The sequence below is a fragment of the Paenibacillus sp. O199 genome (assembly GCF_001636635.1).
GTDB classification, from domain to species: domain Bacteria; phylum Bacillota; class Bacilli; order Paenibacillales; family Paenibacillaceae; genus Paenibacillus; species Paenibacillus marchantiae.
This window is the reverse complement of the sequence record NZ_LGRP01000033.1, coordinates 11255-28887: the sequence shown is the minus strand read 5'-3', so window position 1 is coordinate 28887 and position 17633 is coordinate 11255. Positions and strand designations below refer to the sequence as shown.

Annotated in this window: 16 protein-coding genes and 1 riboswitch; of the genes, 8 read left to right on the top strand and 8 right to left on the bottom strand. The window is 47.1% G+C overall.

The genetic code is table 11. From position 1 onward, the window contains the following. Positions 1–137: 137 nt before the first annotated feature. Complete coding sequence (gene speB / locus A6049_RS27465) at positions 138–1007, bottom strand: agmatinase (protein ID WP_063567641.1); 870 nt, start codon at positions 1005–1007, stop codon at positions 138–140. A 14-nt stretch (positions 1008–1021) separates the two neighbouring features. After that, on the bottom strand, positions 1022–1849 hold the full coding sequence (gene speE / locus A6049_RS27460) for a polyamine aminopropyltransferase (protein ID WP_063567640.1): 828 nt from the start codon (positions 1847–1849) through the stop codon (positions 1022–1024). 298 nt (positions 1850–2147) lie between these two features. On the opposite strand from speE, the gene A6049_RS27455 reads away from it, so the two are divergent. After that, a complete protein-coding gene (locus A6049_RS27455; protein WP_063567639.1) occupies positions 2148–4226 on the top strand; it encodes a transglycosylase domain-containing protein in 2079 nt (692 codons plus the stop codon). A 143-nt stretch (positions 4227–4369) separates the two neighbouring features. Here A6049_RS27455 and A6049_RS27450 read toward each other — a convergent pair whose 3' ends face one another. Further along, positions 4370–4873 (bottom strand): YwhD family protein, encoded by a 504-nt coding sequence (locus tag A6049_RS27450; protein ID WP_063567638.1) that lies wholly within the window; start codon positions 4871–4873, stop codon positions 4370–4372. A gap of 102 nt (positions 4874–4975) precedes the next feature. Here A6049_RS27450 and A6049_RS27445 point away from each other — a divergent pair, with 102 nt between their 5' ends. The 5 genes from A6049_RS27445 to A6049_RS27425 all read left to right on the top strand — a co-directional run bounded on the left by A6049_RS27445 (position 4976) and on the right by A6049_RS27425 (position 10082). Then, entirely contained in the window at positions 4976–6967 is a 1992-nt protein-coding gene (locus A6049_RS27445) for a M1 family metallopeptidase (protein ID WP_063567637.1), read from the top strand. 10 nt (positions 6968–6977) lie between these two features. Then, on the top strand, positions 6978–7820 hold the full coding sequence (locus A6049_RS27440) for a hypothetical protein (RefSeq protein ID WP_063567636.1): 843 nt from the start codon (positions 6978–6980) through the stop codon (positions 7818–7820). Positions 7821–8072: 252 nt separating this feature from the next. Next, a riboswitch (cyclic di-AMP (ydaO/yuaA leader) is annotated at positions 8073–8210 on the top strand. Between the two features lie 3 nt (positions 8211–8213). Then, on the top strand, positions 8214–8684 hold the full coding sequence (locus A6049_RS27435) for a C40 family peptidase (protein ID WP_063567635.1): 471 nt from the start codon (positions 8214–8216) through the stop codon (positions 8682–8684). 393 nt (positions 8685–9077) lie between these two features. After that, on the top strand, positions 9078–9572 hold the full coding sequence (locus tag A6049_RS27430; RefSeq protein ID WP_063567634.1) for a GNAT family N-acetyltransferase: 495 nt from the start codon (positions 9078–9080) through the stop codon (positions 9570–9572). 150 nt (positions 9573–9722) lie between these two features. Further along, positions 9723–10082 (top strand): c-type cytochrome, encoded by a 360-nt coding sequence (locus tag A6049_RS27425; protein WP_063567633.1) that lies wholly within the window; start codon positions 9723–9725, stop codon positions 10080–10082. A gap of 324 nt (positions 10083–10406) precedes the next feature. Here the strand turns inward: A6049_RS27425 and rbsK are convergent, their stop codons facing one another. From rbsK to A6049_RS27410, 3 genes are all read right to left on the bottom strand, one after another. After that, positions 10407–11393: a ribokinase gene (gene rbsK, locus A6049_RS27420; RefSeq protein WP_063567632.1), complete on the bottom strand. Its 987-nt coding sequence runs from the start codon at positions 11391–11393 to the stop codon at positions 10407–10409. A gap of 44 nt (positions 11394–11437) precedes the next feature. Then, positions 11438–11734 (bottom strand): 4a-hydroxytetrahydrobiopterin dehydratase, encoded by a 297-nt coding sequence (locus tag A6049_RS27415; protein WP_063567631.1) that lies wholly within the window; start codon positions 11732–11734, stop codon positions 11438–11440. Positions 11735–11987: 253 nt separating this feature from the next. Beyond that, positions 11988–12281 carry a hypothetical protein gene (locus A6049_RS27410; RefSeq protein WP_063567630.1) on the bottom strand — a complete coding sequence of 98 codons (294 nt, stop codon included), beginning with the start codon at positions 12279–12281 and terminating at the stop codon, positions 11988–11990. Positions 12282–12515: 234 nt separating this feature from the next. Here A6049_RS27410 and motA point away from each other — a divergent pair, with 234 nt between their 5' ends. Both motA and motB read left to right on the top strand, forming a co-directional pair. Continuing rightward, a complete protein-coding gene (motA, locus tag A6049_RS27405; protein WP_024628803.1) occupies positions 12516–13316 on the top strand; it encodes a flagellar motor stator protein MotA in 801 nt (266 codons plus the stop codon). Beyond that, on the top strand, positions 13303–14121 hold the full coding sequence (motB, locus tag A6049_RS27400) for a flagellar motor protein MotB (RefSeq protein WP_063567629.1): 819 nt from the start codon (positions 13303–13305) through the stop codon (positions 14119–14121). The genes motA and motB overlap by 14 nt, the downstream gene beginning before the upstream one ends. Positions 14122–14259: 138 nt before the next feature. Here the strand turns inward: motB and rluF are convergent, their stop codons facing one another. Next, the gene (rluF, locus tag A6049_RS27395) at positions 14260–14961 is read right to left on the bottom strand and encodes a 23S rRNA pseudouridine(2604) synthase RluF (protein WP_063567628.1); all 702 of its coding nucleotides are present in this window, start codon (positions 14959–14961) and stop codon (positions 14260–14262) included. 18 nt (positions 14962–14979) lie between these two features. Continuing rightward, on the bottom strand, positions 14980–17319 hold the full coding sequence (locus tag A6049_RS27390; RefSeq protein ID WP_063567627.1) for a PAS domain S-box protein: 2340 nt from the start codon (positions 17317–17319) through the stop codon (positions 14980–14982). Positions 17320–17633: the final 314 nt, after the last annotated feature.

Sequence of the window (17633 nt, the reverse complement as noted above, 5' to 3'; positions counted from 1 at the left end):
ACTACTGATTACTGTTGTTGTCAGTATAACACAATACAGAAATGAGGTTCAATAAGTTCAGGAGAAGATCATAAAAAAACGCCCTCTCCTACGCAGGCTTCAACCTGACGCAGACAGAGGACGCTGTTATTTTGCGATTACTTTACGAATCCAAGCAGCATTTCACGGATCATCTTCGCAGCCACAATTTGTGTCTGTTCTGTATGATCGTAAATAGGAGCCACTTCAACCAGGTCACAACCGACCACATTTACATCTGATCCTGCAATCATGTGAATGGCTTCAAGCAATTCCTTGGACGTAATACCGCCCGCTTCTGCTGTTCCTGTACCCGGAGCTGCAGATGGATCAAGCACATCGATATCGATTGTAACGTACACCGGACGGTTACCCATTTTCGGAAGAGCTTCCTTCATCGGAGCTGCCACTTCAAACGGATAGAAGTTGATGTTCTCCCGTCCGAATTGGAACTCTTCCCGGGAACCGGAACGAATTCCGAACTGATAAATATTTTTGCCACCCATCAGTTCAGCTGCTTTACGCACTGGCGTTGAGTGAGACAATGGCTCGCCTTCATAGTTTTCACGAAGGTCGGCATGTGCATCAATATGGATCAGGATAAGGTCCGGATATTTTTTGTACATTTGCTGAATAACAGGCCAAGTGACGAGGTGTTCCCCGCCGAGTCCAATCGGGAATTTGTCGTCCGCCAGTAGGCCACCGATGTATTCTCCGATGACTTCGAGACTGCGTCCTGCGTTACCGAAAGGCAAAAGCAGATCCCCAGCGTCAAAGTAAGTCATATCCACAATACTTTTATCTAGGTAAGGGCTGTACTCTTCAAGTCCAACCGACGCCTGACGGATATGGGAAGGACCAAAACGGGACCCTGGACGGAAGCTGACGGTGTAATCCATCGGCATACCATAAATGACCGCTTTGGAGTTCTCGTAATCCTCTGAACTGCAAATAAATACGTTTCCTGAATAAGCTTGATCCAATTTCATCTAATTATTCCTCCTTATTTCGTAAGGTCTTCCACGAATTTAGGAAGAACGAACGCCGCTTTGTGCAGACGTGGAGAGTAATATTTCGTATCCATCTCTGGAATCTGCGTCTCGTCCACCTCAAGCGGATTATGTTTTTTGCTACCCATTGTAAAAGTCCACAGACCACTTGGGTACGTAGGGATATTACAGCCGTACACATGTACGATCGGGAAGATTTCTTTAACGTCTTTGTTTACCTTTTGGATCAGATCCGCTTTGAACCACGGGTTGTCCGTTTGAGCAACGAAGATCCCGTCTTCTCTCAGCGCTTCATAGATACCTTGGTAGAAACCGCGCTCAAACAGCGGAGCAGCCGGACCTACAGGCTCTGTGGAGTCAACGATGATTACATCGTATTCATTTTTATGCTCTATAATATGCATGTAGCCATCGTTCACCAGCACTTCAACGTTAGGCTCGTCCAATTTACCGGCGATTTCAGGCAGATACTTTTTGGAATATTCAATCACTTTCCCGTCGATTTCGACGAGAACTGCTTTTTCTACATCAGCATGCTTAATGACTTCACGGATAACTCCGCCGTCACCGCCACCGACAACCAGCACCTTTTTCGGGTTCGGGTGTGTGTTCAGTGCAGGGTGAGCCGCCATTTCGTGATAAACGAACTCGTCTTTCACCGTTGTCATCACCATGCCGTCAAGCAGCAACATATTGCCGAATTCTTCGGTCTCTACCATAGCCAGATCTTGAAAATCCGTCTTTTCGCTTACATAGGTCTGTTTAATCTTCGCGGTGATTCCGAATGCGGGGGTCTGTTTCTCCGTAAACCACAATTCCATAATCTCTACCTTCTTTCCGTAAAGTTTATATAGATTAAATTGACCAGAGCGTACATAGCGTCTGACTAATCAAAGAATCAAATCACTGACAATGGGTACTGTTCGACCTTCCTTGCCTATTGTATGTTGTGCCGAACTGTTACTTTTCATTACCCTTTTGCATTATACGCGATTGACGTTTATACTGCAAAACGGTTTTTTCCTGCAAAAAAGCTATATTTTAAACCGTTAAACGGCCGGATTGAATATCCGTGTCATTGAATTCCCATACTGGAAAGAAAAGAAAGGAGCCCGTTCCATGACCCAATCAAGCCAAAAGACCCGCAAACGCGGGTTCCGAATATGGAAAGTCATCAAAAGCCTGACTCTGCTCGCTATTCTCGGCCTAATCGCCACAGCAGCAGCATTGGTCTATCTATACGCCACCAGCCTGCCACTGGCCGACTCCGATCGCAATTCCAGGCTGCTGGACAGCCAGGGCGAAGTCATTGCCACTTTCTCGGCAGGCGGCAAAGACTCGGTACCCGTGCAGTTGGGAGATATCTCACCTGATTTGGTTAGCGCTACACTTGCTGTAGAGGACCGCAAGTTCTATGATCATGTCGGCTTCGACATCCGAGGAATGGGACGGGCTGTACTCGTCAACCTGGAACATATGCAGATGTCCCAGGGCGCAAGTACACTGACGCAACAGCTCGCGCGCAACTTGTATTTGTCTCATGAAAAGACATGGACCCGCAAAGCCAAGGAAGCGATGTACACGGCACAATTGGAGATGAAATATAGCAAGGATGAAATCCTGCAGATGTACCTGAATGAAATTTATTACGGTCACGGCGCCTACGGGATCGAAGCAGCCTCACGGATGTATTTTGGCAAATCCGCCAAACAGTTGACGCTTGCCGAAAGTGCCATGCTTGCAGGGATTCCAAAGGGTCCGACCTACTATTCACCATATAATCATATGAAGAACGCCAAGGACCGGCAGAAGGTTGTATTGAATGCCATGGCTGACATCGGCAAAATTACGCAAGCGGAAGCAGACAAGGCTTATGAGGAAATGCTTTCGTTCAAGCCGGAAAGTGAACGCAAAACCGTAGAAAGCGCACCCTATTTCCGCGATTATATCCGGAATCTAGCCATCAAGGAGCTGGGAATCAGCGAAGCGATGCTGGATCATGGGGGATTGAATATATACACCACGCTGGATCTGCGTGTACAAAAAGCTGCGGAAGACGCTGTAGCCAGAGGCATGGACGCCAAAAGCGAGCTCGAAACGGCTCTGGTATCGATCGATCCGCGTACCGGATACATCAAAGCGATGGTGGGTGGCAAAAATTACCGCACCAATCAGATTAACCATGTACTGGCGACTACACGCCAACCGGGATCTGCTTTTAAACCGATTATGTATCTGGCTGCCCTGGAATCCAAACAGCTCACCAGTGCGTCCATGTTTAAAAGCGAGCCGACTTTGTTTCATTATGACAATGATCGCAAAACCTATAAACCCGGCAACTTCGGGGATAAGTATTTAGGTGAGATTGATTTAAGACAGGCGATCGCCGCTTCGGACAACATCTATGCGGTAAATACGATTATGCAGATTGGACCTGAACAAGTGGTGAAGATGGCCAAGAATCTAGGGATTACGAGCAACATGAGCCCGGTACCCTCCCTTGCACTCGGCACCTCGCCAGTTAGTCCATTGGAGATGGCTTCAGCATTTTCCGCTATTGCCGCAAGTGGACAGCGGACACCTCCTGTAGCCATTCTGCAAGTGACGGATGCCGCAGGACGAGTAATCTATGAAGCACCTCAGACCAAGGCCGAGAAGGTCGTTGAACCCGCTGCCGCTTATGTATTAACACGCTTGATGGAAAGTGTGTTCGAAAATGGAGGTACGGGTAATCGGGTATCTGCAACGATTAAACGGCCTGTCGCCGGCAAAACGGGGACGACCAATACGGATGCTTGGCTAGTCGGCTTCACTCCAGAGCTCTCAACGGCTGTCTGGGTCGGTTACGATCAAGGCAAAGCCATTTCCACATCCGACGGGCGTCGTGCGGCACCCATGTTCGCCCAGTTTACGGAACAGGCCCTCGCCAGTGTTCCACCGAAGATTTTTACTGTACCGGATAACGTCGTCAGTGTATATATCGATCCCGAATCCGGCAAACTGGCTGGCAATGGCTGCGCCGAGAAACGGCTGGAAGTTTTTATTGATGGCACGGAACCGACCGAGGTCTGCCGCAGCGCTTCAGACGATTCGGGTTCAGAGAAAGATAAAGACACTCGAGAAGTGCAAAACCAGCAGGGAATACAGGAAGAGAAGCATTCATGGTGGAAGGATTTCAAACGCTGGTGGGTGGAATAACCAAAGTGACGTAAATACGTAATGACGTAATTGCGTCATTACCCGTAAAATTCAATTTAGCATAAAAGCAAAAGCCCCGAACCGATCATCTCGGTCACGGGGCTTTTGCTTCTTCTTTTTGAACAGCTTGAAACATTCATTAATTAGGCAAGCGCTTCTTTCAATTCATCCGGAGAAGCGTTCCACCATTCTTCGTTATGCGTAGTCAGCAACGTCTTGAGTGCCGCGCGATCCTCAGGTCCAAGATCATCCAGCATGAACCGGCGCTTCATGGCATAATCCATGCGATTCACATGATCGGCAAGCAGTTTCCATCCACGACGCGCTTCTGTATCAATCCACATCTCACACGCAGTTGCTCCACCATAGAACTGCCCCTGTTCGTTACGGTCCACAGCTACCCATACTAGCCATACTTGGCGTCCATTGGGCACATCCTCACGATTAGTCGAGAACTTGATATTGCGCTCCACTTTGCTCTTCGCATGCATCGCGCCCACATCAATCTTTGCTTCACCGTTATCAATAATAACGGGGGAAAGGTTATTCAGATCAATGGAGCCTGCACCGAAACCTTTGTGTTTGCTCTTTGCACTAACGATATTCAAGGCAATCTGTTTTTTGCCGTTCTGCTCGTTTTGGTCCATGTTTTATAGCCTCCAAGGGTTGATACAAATATTTTAACTAATAATCGCCCCAATGCAAACATATACATGCTGTAGATGCTTGTCAACGGGAGGTATTTAACGATGATTCCACGACGCGCCAAGAGCTGGCTCACCGCAATTATAGCCCTGTGTGTAGTTGCCGGGGGGATATGGCTTGGTCTGGGTTCCACACGCTCCATTCAATCTGACTTGCCTGCGCTCGCCCCGGAATCGGGCAAGCCTACGGCACCCGTCAAAACCCAAACATCTCCGGAAAGTATACAGACACCTACCGCTGAAGTGTTCAGCAACCGCGTAGTGGAATATCACATGGATGTGAAGCTGGTAGACGGGAATGTACTGCAAGGGACTCAGACGATCACCTGGACACATCCAGGTAAGAAAACCGTCAGCGAGCTTTATTTTCACATGTATCCCAATGCCTTCTCTTCTGCCGACACCACTTTTATGAAAGAATCCGGAGGGAAACTTCGAGGTGATGTCATGCCCACGAACGGTTACGGTTCCATGCATATTACAGAAATGAAAACAGAGGATGGGCTTTCTCTCTTACATCGGATGCAGTATGTGCAACCGGATGACGGAAACATGAAAGATACTAGCCTCATTAAGGTACGGCTGCCCAAACCCGTTAAAGGCGGTGAAAGCATCACGCTTCACACCCGATTTGAGGTCAAGCTACCGAAAATTTTTGCCCGCATGGGAACAGCAGATAATTTCGTTATGGCAGGTCAGTGGTTCCCTAAACTTAGCGTATATGAGCCAGTAGGCACACGAGGTCAAACGACCGAAGGCTGGAATCTGCATCAGTATCACGGTAATTCAGAGTTTTACGCCGATTTTGGTATCTATAGTGTGCGTATTCGGGTACCGGAAACATACAAAGTAGCTGCTACTGGATTCCCAACCCAGCAAGCGGTTGTGAAGAACGGCGAAAAAGTATATCAGTTCTATGCCGATGATGTGCATGATTTTGCCTGGTCAGCCTCTCCTGATTTTGTTTATGCAGAAGAACCCTTCTCTGCTCCCAATGTGCCAGGCGTACGAATCAAGCTGTATCTCGACCCTGCTCATGAGGATCTGAAGGAACGTTATTTCTACGCCGCCAAAGCAGCGCTATCCAATTATAGCAAGTGGTTTGGCCCTTATCCGTATTCCACACTGTCCATCGTTGTCCCGCCCAAATCAGGGAATGGCGCAGGGGGAATGGAATACCCTACCTTGGTCACCGCCTTCGGTGCAGATGATTCTGCTCCTGGCTACGATCTGGAACGCACGGTTGTGCACGAGATTGGGCATCAGTATTTTTACGGCATGGTCGCGAGTAATGAATTTGAAGAGGCTTGGCTGGACGAAGGATTCACCTCCTATGCAGAAGACAAAGTAATGGAACAGGAATACGGACTTATCCCGAATCTGCCCGTACAAGCTGGTCTCATTACTTCTCCAGCTTCACTGACACAGGACTCCTGGAAGTTTGATTCCCAGAATCAATATGCAGCAAACGTATACACACGAGGCAAGCTTGTATTACTTGGAATAGAACAACAGGTTGGTGCTAAAACGATGGAGCGTATTCTCTCGACCTATGTGAATAAATACCGCTTTAAACACCCTACTTCGTCTGATTTTCAAAAGGTCGTGGAACAAGTGACGCGTACATCCTGGACCGATTATTTTAATCAGTATGTATACGGCGATGGCATGGCTGACTTTGCAGTGGAAAAGATCGCAATCAATCCTATCCTGAAAGACGGCCAAACGTTGTACGAGTCATCGGTTACATTGCAGAAAAAAGGGAGTGAATATAAGAAGGTTCCTGTTCGAATTATGTTCGAAGATGGGAAAACCATGACGAAAGAATGGGATGGTAGCGAGGAGCGCATTACCTACAAACTGACCTATACTTCCCCTGTTTCCTGGGCTATGACTGATCCGCTATACACGATTGTGCTGGAGAACCATCATATGAACAATTTTCTGAAAGCCGGACTGGATGAGCCAACTAAATCCCGCTGGAGCATGAGCGCAACCAAAATTATAGAAGCCATATTCGGAAGTCTGTCATGGTGAGGTGGATACAGTGAAAGCGAAAATACGTGAAGGCTGGTTTCTCGTCCGTCAGCATATGTTCATTGCGGCACTCTTATTTCTCTATCAATTAGTATGGGGATACTTTCTTTATCGGATGGTGCAGTCAGCTGTGGTTCCGCTGCTCCTGCGTTATCCTGACCCTGATACAGGGGAACTCAGTACGATTTTATTTAAAATGGAGAGCCAACTCGGTCTGACAACGAATCCGGAGGTTCACCGCTATTTATGGATTTTAGGGGCTATGCTGCTGATACGGATTCTGATTAGCCCACTCATTCAGGCAGGGCTGCTCTACTCGCTCCAGCATTATAACCATTCGGAAGAGCGCATTCCATTCATTCGCGGTATCAAAAATTTATGGAAACCGATGCTGTTGCTCCACACCATTCGGACTATATTACTGCTGCTACCCGCTTATTGGCTCGCGCCAAAGCTCTATTCCATCTTTATGGAAGGTTTTCATTCCCTCCATCTGCTCTTGCCTGGTATTCCCTATGTTGCTGGTTGGATTGTATACGGGTGGGTTATCCATCATGTCCTACTGTACATGCAGTTTGGTATCTCAGCTCCCGATGGGGAAGGCGGAGCACGTGGTACGTTTCAAGCTATATGGATTGCACTACGCCAAGTCATCACTCTAATCGGCATTGCTGTCCTGCTGGGCGCCCTTCATCTGCTGGTCTTTGGTGCCTTTACATCAGCTTCATGGTTACTAACTGGCTTAACTGGTCTTATCCTACAACAAACGTATCCACTTGCCCGGTGCTTGCTGAGCCTGTGGAAAATATGTGCCCATTTCCGCCTATGGCAGTCCAACTCGGTCAAGGATTAAATCGAACGGTTAAAAACGGTTACCATCTCTATGTAAAGTTGTATTCTTCAAATGCCGTTAAACAAGCAAACCTCGACCTTTCCCCGTCAAAGGTCGAGGTTTTTTTTGTTAATTTTGTTGTTAAACGTTGCCAAAGTGATATACCTCTGTTACAATAATCGCAGTGAGTTTTTAGTAACAACTTTGTAATCTTTACCTTCATATTTGTAACTACTTAAAATTTAATCGTCATTTCTTGATTTCGCAGGTGCATAACTAGCATAGCCAAATTCCTAGCACCTGGGAAGCGGGGGAACCAGTTATGGGTGAATTGATCTTGCAACAGAGGGATCATAGGGGACCTTCAACCGAATCCTTAAGCTAACCTCGCAGGCATTGGAAGGGGTATATCTCTTGTTTAAGAAGAAATTAACCGCAGCTGTACTCAGCCTCACATTCGCATTATCGCTTGGAGCAGGCAGCGCATTCGCAGATTCGAAAATGGACCAAGTTATTGATTCAGCAATGGGGACTACATACAAAAGCGGAGGAACAACGCTTAACGGCTTTGACTGCTCTGGATTCACAAGTTATGTATTCGACAAGCTGGGCATTGATCTGGCTCGCCAATCGAGTTCACAATTCGACATGGGTGATTCGGTATCCCGGATGGAAATGAGACCAGGTGATCTGGTATTCTTCAATACAACGGGCAAAGGGGTCTCGCACGTAGGGATCTTTGTAGGGAATGGGAAGTTTGCACACTCCTCTTCTTCCAAAGGAGTTACAATTAGCGAATTAAGCGAAAGCTATTGGGCCAACCGCTATGTTGGCGCTAAACGTATTATGAGCACGGACGCATATGAGACATTGGCCATTGAATAGGGACAAGCTGAGCAACGTCATGCTGTAACAATAACACTACTGTAACGAAGCATAATAGAACCGTCTGGTACATTCTCCGCAGGAATGTATCCGGCGGTTTTTTTGTGCTTCGTTTCCTTTAATGCGTTCGGGATAGCTACCAAACCTAACTTTAACTTTTTTAAAAGTTATTTTTCATTGCTTCGTCCGTGCTCTTATAATGTTTTTACCCATCCCACTATAATATAAACGAAATTACCGGAACTTTTGTTTCACTTTTTTTCAAAAACGAGGACTTGCCAAATGAACGCCTCTTTTGTAGAGTGGAAACAAGCTTAGATATGGAATGACATATGTATATGGACAAATCAAAATCATTATAGCTTGTTCACAATGAGAGGAGCGTGCAGTTGTATGGATGAAGCCCCTGTGACGTTTCACGTTGTGCCCATGCAAGAAGAACACGCGGAACTAATCTGCGATTGGCAGTATGACCCGCCTTATAATATTTATAGCTGGCTGCCCTGGGAGCAGATGAAAGCACTTGAAGTGGAATTCGGCGATCCCCAGCTACGGAAAGAACAATATGCGGTGGTGCTGGGAGAGGATCAGCAGATTTGCGGTTTTGCTCAATACTTCCCGCTTGATGGTGTAACCCGCATCGGACTTGGCATGCACCCCGATCGATGTGGTCATGGTCAAGGAACGGCTTTTGTCTCGGCCATTGTGCAGGAAGCCATTCGCCGGAACCCTACAAATGAAATTGATCTGGAAGTTCTGACCTGGAATGACCGGGCTATTCGTGTCTATCTCAAAGCCGGATTTGTTACGCAGGATACATACGAACGACAGACACCGGGTGGTTTGAAACCTTTTTACTGTATGGTCTATGAAGGTCCACGCGAATAACTAGGGCTTGAAATCACCCCAAAAAGTCCCCGGTTATGTGATTAGTTCAAAAAATTACCACAAAATGCTATGATGTCACTACAGGTTCCGTTATAATGATATGGATAGTTTCAAGTTAGATGATCTTTCATTCTGGAGGGGACATAAGGGATGCACAAATGGATCATGAGCGGGGTATTTTTTGCAGCGTGCGCTTTAGCTATTGTACTAATGTTTACGCTTCCAGGGAAAGAGGAAGTTGCAGAAGAAGCGAAACCGACGATGCCGCAAGTTACAATGGATGCAGGACAGGCTGAGGCACTGGTCAAAGCAAACTGTATTACCTGCCACGGTGATCAGCTTCAAGGGGGCATGGGCCCTAGTCTGCAGAAGATTGGCAGCCAGGACGATGTGGAGAAGATTTATACGACCATCGTCAAAGGTAAAAGCGGCGGTATGCCTTCGTTCAAAGACAAGCTGAAGGATGAAGAAATCGCGAATATTGCGATGTGGCTGGCGGAGAAGAAGTAATCCAAGATGTTCAAGGCGATCAGTTTGTGGCAGGGGGCATGTATAGAGAGTGTGATGGCTTCAATCATCCTCTGCTCTTTACTCATGCTCTAAACAACGCTGGCGCTAGACGCGCAACGTAGTCAACCCTTATTGGTAATACAGGGTTACTCGTTTTATCAATGGTCATACAGACAAGAGGCTCTTACTCTCCCGTACTGGGAAGTAAGAGCCTCTTGGTCATTTCAGGGATGCTCCGATGAAAACATCCACCATGCTATGGCTAAATAGATGCATTAGCGTATCCTTCCAGCCTGCCTCTGATTTACCTAAAGTATGCATATATTACTGGGTCTTTGCCTTCTGCTCGGCAAGGAAAGCCTGCACTTCACGTGCGGACGGCATCCCGGACTGGGCGCCGAGCTTCGTCACCGACAACGCGGCTGCGCCCATGGCGAAGCTTACCGCCGCGTCCAGCGTCTCTCCGCGCGCGAGGGCTACTGCCAGCGCGCCGTTGAAGCAATCGCCAGCACCGGTCGTGTCGACGGCGCTTACGGCGTAGCCGGGCGCACGGCACGCGCCGGCACGCTCTGCCTGAACGCGGCCGCTAGGCGCTGCCGCGTACACAGCCCCCTCGGGGCCGAGCGTCGTGACGACAGCGGCCCCGAGGGATGCGGCGAGCTCTGCGACCGCCGCATCCACGTCTTCCGGCCGGAGATCATCCCGGCCGGTGAGCACGGCGAGCTCGCTGCGGTTCGGCGTGACGACGTCGACGCACCGCAGGAGCTCCTGGGGCAGACCCGGCACCGCAGGCGCCGGGTTGAGCACCACCAATGCGCTGCCTTCAGCCGCCAGTTGGGCGGCGCGGGTGACCGCAGGCAGCGGGATCTCCAGCTGCAGCAGCACCGCTGCGGCTGCAGTCAGGCTTTTTACCGTATCCGCCTCTTCCAGCATCGCAGGCATAACCTGCCCATTCGCTCCAGGAATAACAATAATCCGGTTATCTCCTTTGGAGAGCCAGATAGAGGCCGTACCTGTAACGGTATCATCCAGAATGCGAACTAGCGAGGCATCCGCCCCGCTTTCCGTTAGACTGTGCAACAGGCGTTCACCAAAACCATCCGAACCTACGGCACCAATCATCGTAGTCTGTCCACCCAGTCGTGCAGCAGCAACCGCCTGATTGGCGCCTTTGCCCCCGGCCAAATAGTGCAGTTCCTCCCCACTCACCGTCTCGCCTTCCTCAGGAATGATGTCTGTCTTCACCACCAGATCCATATTAAGGCTGCCTACGACAGCAATAAGAGGTTTGTTCTGATTATCGTCTGACATGTATGCTTCACTCATTTCCGGTAGTGCGATATAACCGATCCAGGTTATTCCGACCTCATTTTCTCAAAAGCCTCATTATATTGCTCTGCTTCTTTAATATCTACAGATGTGATGCCACCTTCATCCCATGATGTGAGACGCAGTGTGACTGTTGTATAGTCAATCGTAATGAAAGGGTGATGATTGAACGCTTCCGAAATCGCTGCGACCTCGTCCACAAATGCAATCCCTTTCATGTAGTTGGAAAATACGAACTTGCGGACAATCCATCGTCCCTCTTCCAGTTCCCAGCCTTCCAGCCTTCCCAGATGAGCTTCGACTTCCTCTTGCGAAAAAACCATACGTTATCTTCCTCCCCATATGATGGCTTATCACAGACAACTGTCCATGCTGCCACCGAAACCTTTGGTGCTACCCATAGCAACCCAAACGCATAGGTCCACCGCCCTGCGGTTCGCCCGTTTCATGACTATCATCTTACCACGGACAAGCCTCAAATTCCAATAGTACAAATGGCGCTAGATCCACTAACCATAAGGCTTTAGGGAGATTCTCCAACTCGGTTTTCCATGCAAAATATCTTATAGGAGCATACTAAATGAGCGGTACAAAAGTCAGTTCTTCTTCCCCAATTAAGATATGAATTCGGTGCTGATCCTTGTCATGAATGACCACTCCACTTCCTACCGGAATGACCGACTCCTCACCCAGTGCATAGAACAGATCTTCCGCCAATGCCTCATCCACTTCGAGTTGCTCTGTTACACCAAGGCGCGACCATTCTTCCTCATCCATTTCAAAGAAAACATAGCGGTCCGGTATTCGGCCTATAGCCTCTGTCAAATCTGTCAATATTCCTTCATAATCTCGTCCATGCTTTACGCCCATTGGCTTTTCACTCCTATTTAGCCCCTAAGGAGCAGATTTGATCTTATTATACCTGAAAATAACCCTTAAAAAAAAAGGCCATCTGGTCGATAAATACTATACATGACCGTTTTAACTGTTTCTGCAACCCTAAAGGATGCCTAACATTAAACGGATTGCGGTGTAACGTTCGTCCGGAAGCCCGAATAAAGCCGCTTGAAAGGATTCAATTTTATCTCATGGATGAGGTGTATGATGGAAATTTCAACGATTATCGGACTAGTTTTAGGGCTGGTTTCACTTGTAGTGGGTATGTTCCTGAAGGGTGCGCCCCTTATCAACCTGGTTAACAACCCAGCAGCCTACGTTATTATTTTTGTTGGTACGGCAGCAACTATTTTCATGGCATTTCCCATGTCTGAAGTTAAAAAAATCCCCAAGCTATTCGGGGTACTGTTCAAAAAGCAACAACTGATTGACCGTGTTTCTCTAATCGGCACATTTATGGACTGGGCTTCCACCACCCGTCGTGAAGGTTTGCTTGCACTTGAATCGAAAGTCGAAGATATTGATGATCAGTTCCTGCGCGGCGGTATGCGTATGATTATTGACGGCAATGATCAGGAATTTGTAAGTGATGTACTCATGGAAGATATTCATGCTACAGAAGAGCGCCATCGTGGCGGTGCCTTGATCTTCGCGCAAGCGGGGATGTATGCACCAACACTCGGGGTACTCGGGGCCGTTGTAGGCCTCATCGCAGCGCTTGCCGATCTCAGTGATATGGAAAAGCTCTCGCATGCAATTGCAGCGGCGTTTATCGCGACACTTCTCGGTATCTTTAGTGGTTACGTGTTGTGGCATCCGATGTCCAATAAACTGAAGCGGATGTCCAAAAAAGAGATGGAAATCAAGCTGATGATGGTTGAAGGCTTGTTATCCATACAATCTGGTGTATCCACCATTGCCATTAATCAAAAATTATCTGTATTCCTGACACCTTCCGAACGTAGACAGTTGGAAGAGAAGGAGGGCTCATCAGGTGAAAAAGGCTAAAAAACACGAACCGCATGAAGAACATATAGACGAGAGTTGGTTGCTTCCCTACTCCGACTTAATGACGTTGCTGCTCGCTCTGTTTATCACATTATTCTCTATGAGCTCTATAGATGCAACGAAGTTTGAACAGATGGCTTCCGCACTGAGCAGCGCATTGAATGGTGGTTCGGGTGTACTGGATCATACCTCCATGAACCCTACAGAATCTACTACAGATTTGGGCAAGAACAAACAGCAGCCTGAAGAAATCACCAAGAAGACAGCGGCTCAGATTACGGATGCGCAAATGGCCCAGAAAGAACAGGAAGATCTGGAGAAACTCAAGAAACAGCTTGATCAATATATTCAGAAAAATGGGCTTTCCGATCAGCTGAATACCAAGCTGAATCAGTCTGAGCTCAAAATCACGATCAGTGATAACGCCCTGTTCTCCTCAGGCCGGGCTGATGTTAAACCCGAGTCACGCTCGCTGGCCAAAGCCATCTCGAGCATGCTGCAGGAGTTCCCGGAATATGAAGTCGTTGTGTCTGGCCATACTGATAATGTTCCCATTTCGAACAGCCAATATAAAGATAACTGGGATTTGAGTGCCGATCGAGCACTGAATTTCCTCAAAATTCTGTTATTGAATGAGGCGCTGGACCCTTCGAAGTTCACACCTAGCGGTTATGGAGAGTATCACCCAGTCGCTAGCAACCAAACGGATGCTGGACGAGCTCAAAACCGCCGGGTAGAAGTTTCGATTATCCGGAAATATCAGAGTAACAACACGGCCGTGAAAGCAGTCGGACAAGGTAACTAAAGAATCGTTCGTTATAGCAAACTAATGCTTAAGCTTATGTCACTCTCCTTTATACCAGGGGAGTGACTTTTTTCTATCCACTGATATGAAAAAGCGCTGCTTCCCTTGAGGGGAAGCAGCGCCTTGGACATTCATCATTTATTCCATATTATAATCTAGCAAACTGCTTAATTCCGACTTCTCTGCGGGTGTCAGTTCTCTCCAGGTCCCTGTGGCCTGTTCACCGAGATGAATGTTCATAATACGAATCCGCTTCAGCTTCCGAACCTCATAGCCAAATGCACTGCACATCCGGCGAATTTGACGGTTTTTTCCCTCTGTCAGAATAATGCGGAACACCCGCTCTGATATACGAGTCACCGTACAAGGCAGCGTCATTTCGCCAAGGATCTTGACTCCTGTGCTCATGCCTCTCAAGAAACTCGGCGTTACCGCACGATCGACGGTGACAATATATTCTTTCTCATGGCGTCCTTCTGCCCTTAGAATTCGATTGACAATATCACCGTCATTGGTCATCAGAATCAAACCTTCCGAATCCTTATCCAGGCGACCAATTGGGAAGATGCGCTCTTTGTGTCCTACAAAATCAACGATATTCCCTTGAATGTGCTGTTCGGTTGTACTCGTTATTCCAATAGGTTTATTAAGCGCAATATATACGTGTTTCCGTTTTTCCTTAATAGGTTGACCATTAATTCTTACATCATCGCCATCTTCTGCTTGACTGCCCAGCTCTGCCGTCACTCCATTAATCGTTACTTTCCCGCTTTCCACCAATCTGTCGGCTTCCCGACGGGAACAAAAACCTGTTTCACTGATAAATTTATTAATACGCAAAAGGTAATCTCACCTCATCTAGTTCTCTTCGTCTGTAGGTTCATTGTCCGTCTTATGCTCTTCCTCTATACTCTCCGTTTGCTGTGGGGAGGCAGGCAGATCGATAATGACGGTCGTTCCCTTGTTCATGACGCTTTTGATATCCATCATGCCCTTATGTGATTGAATAATGCGCTGGCTGACCATCAGGCCAAGCCCTGTTCCCGATTCCTTGCTTGTGAAGAATGGTTCCCCCAGCTTAGGCATCAGTTCTTCTGGAATTCCAGTGCCTTCATCCTTAATTTCAATCCGAACCCGACTATTCTCTTCGTCATGATTGAGTTTAATTCGAATATTACCTCCGTCTGGCATGGCCTCCATGCCGTTCTTCAGCAAGTTAATGAAGACCTGCTTCAACTGGTTCTCTTCACAGTGTACCATAGCTGAATCCGATGAAGCATTCAATACAAATTCCACACCATGCAGATGCGCCTGACTATCCAGCAATGATATAACATCTCCCAGAATGAAGCGAATATCCCGTTCTTGAAAATGAACCGCTTGTGGTTTGGCCAGTATCAGAAACTCACCCACAATGAGATTAATTCGATCCAACTCTGACAGCATCAAATCCAGGTGACGATGATTAAGCTTGTTCGTCTCTTGTTGGAGTTGAAGAAACCCACGCAAGGTCGTAAGCGGATTACGAATCTCATGCGCAACCCCGGCTGCCAGCTGACCAACCGTCGTCAGTTTCTCGGAACGTCTGAGCAGTTCCTCCATACGATTACGGCTGGTAATATCTCTTGATACGCTGATCAGTGCTGTAATCTCTCCTGCTTCATCCCGGACTGGTGCTGTACTCACGCTGACTTCGACACGGCTACCATCCTTCTTCATCCATGTCGTTTCATTAGACGTAATTGACATACCCTCAATCAACTGGGCATGCTGCTCTTCCATCTCCTCTTCAGTACCAGGAGGGATAATTTTCAATTTGCGTCCTTCAACTTCACGACTGCGCCAGCCATACAACTGCTCAAAGGCACGGTTTACCCGCAGTACATTTCCATCCAGATCCGTAATATGAATCGCATCTGCCGTTTGGTTAATAATCGATTCCAAATGCTCTTTTACCGCACGATTTTCTTCATACATCTGTTTCAGACGATTCGTATAATGGCCCAAATTACGAATCATCGCATTAATGCGATTCGCTAATTGGCCCAGTTCGTCTTTCCTTCTCACTTTTAGACGGAAATCAAAATGGCCATCAGCCACATCATTCACTTTGCCCAGAATAGATTGAATAGGGCGCGTAATGTATCCCGCAAGCAAATAGCTACCAAAGATCACAATCTCCAGCAACACAAGCGAAATCGAGGCATGGCTAACCAGTTGTTCCGATACCATAGAGGATATTTGCTTATAGTCCATGACAATACTAATCACATAAGATGATTCATTGGGGGTAAATATCGGAATGAAACTTTTGAGCACCTTCTGTTCATGAGTTTCACTGACAAAAGATACATTCTGCCCAGTACGAATTGCCCGTACAACCGCCTTGTGATCCTCTTCTGCGGCACCATATTGATATGTACCGAAACGAATAGGCCTGTTATTCAACTTGTTGTGGTTCGTATCCCTTCCGTCATTGCTCATGTTCGAGCTACCGAAGGTCAATGGATTGATACCTGTAATCTCCAGAATCGATGAATTCACTTCGCGAATCTTATTCAAAATCTCGTCTGGACCAGAGATCTTCACATAGTCGTCAACAGCGGCATTATTATAGAAGGGATTGATTATGTAATTCCTCTTCCCATCATGATAGTAACCCCAGATATCAACATCTGACGGATTGGATGTAGAGTATTCGAATCCATCCGACCAAAAATGGTCCAACTTCTGTCCCTGTGAAATTGTAACCTGATGGTTTTCGAACAGCTGTTTAAATGCCTGATACCAGTACGTCATGGATTTGGTAGACAATCCAATCTCCTTTGGATCGGAAGACCGGGTAACCACAATATCATCAGCCGTTTGCTCCATCAATGAAATGTGGGAGACACCGACTTTCTCGCTCATGCGAACCAGGTCTTCATTTGTGATATTATTAATATTCGGGTCCAGTTCTCCCGCTGCCATTACTGAGGCCAGCCATAGATTGTTCCCAATTTGTCGTTTTACATATTCTGAACTGGACTGACTCTGTTCGACAGCGATTGCAATCTGTTTGGCCGTAAGCACCATCTTGGTTTCGCTGTCCTGCCTTAAATTCTCTTCTGTAGTATAATAACTCAGTGCTATATTTAAAACCAAAATGACGAGCACTGAGCACGACATAATCATGGATAATTTCGTTTTAATAGACAACTTTTTCGTTCACCTCTCGGCTTGTACCCTCTGGCGATATATGGCAAAACCTATCTCCATCATAACTGTTGTATGTCTATTTGAAAAGGATAATTGACCCTTGTCCAAAAGTTACCGCTTGGCTGAAAAACGCGAAATCAATTGTATTTTGTCTTTTCCATGCCTACAATGGGAATAACCACTAAAACTTATACACAAATCCACAGGCATGTGGATAGTATGTTCATAACTATGTGAGCAACTCGTTGGTTATCCACAGACTTATACACAACATGTTAACAAACGAATGTTTGTTCGCCGCACAAAATGCTCTT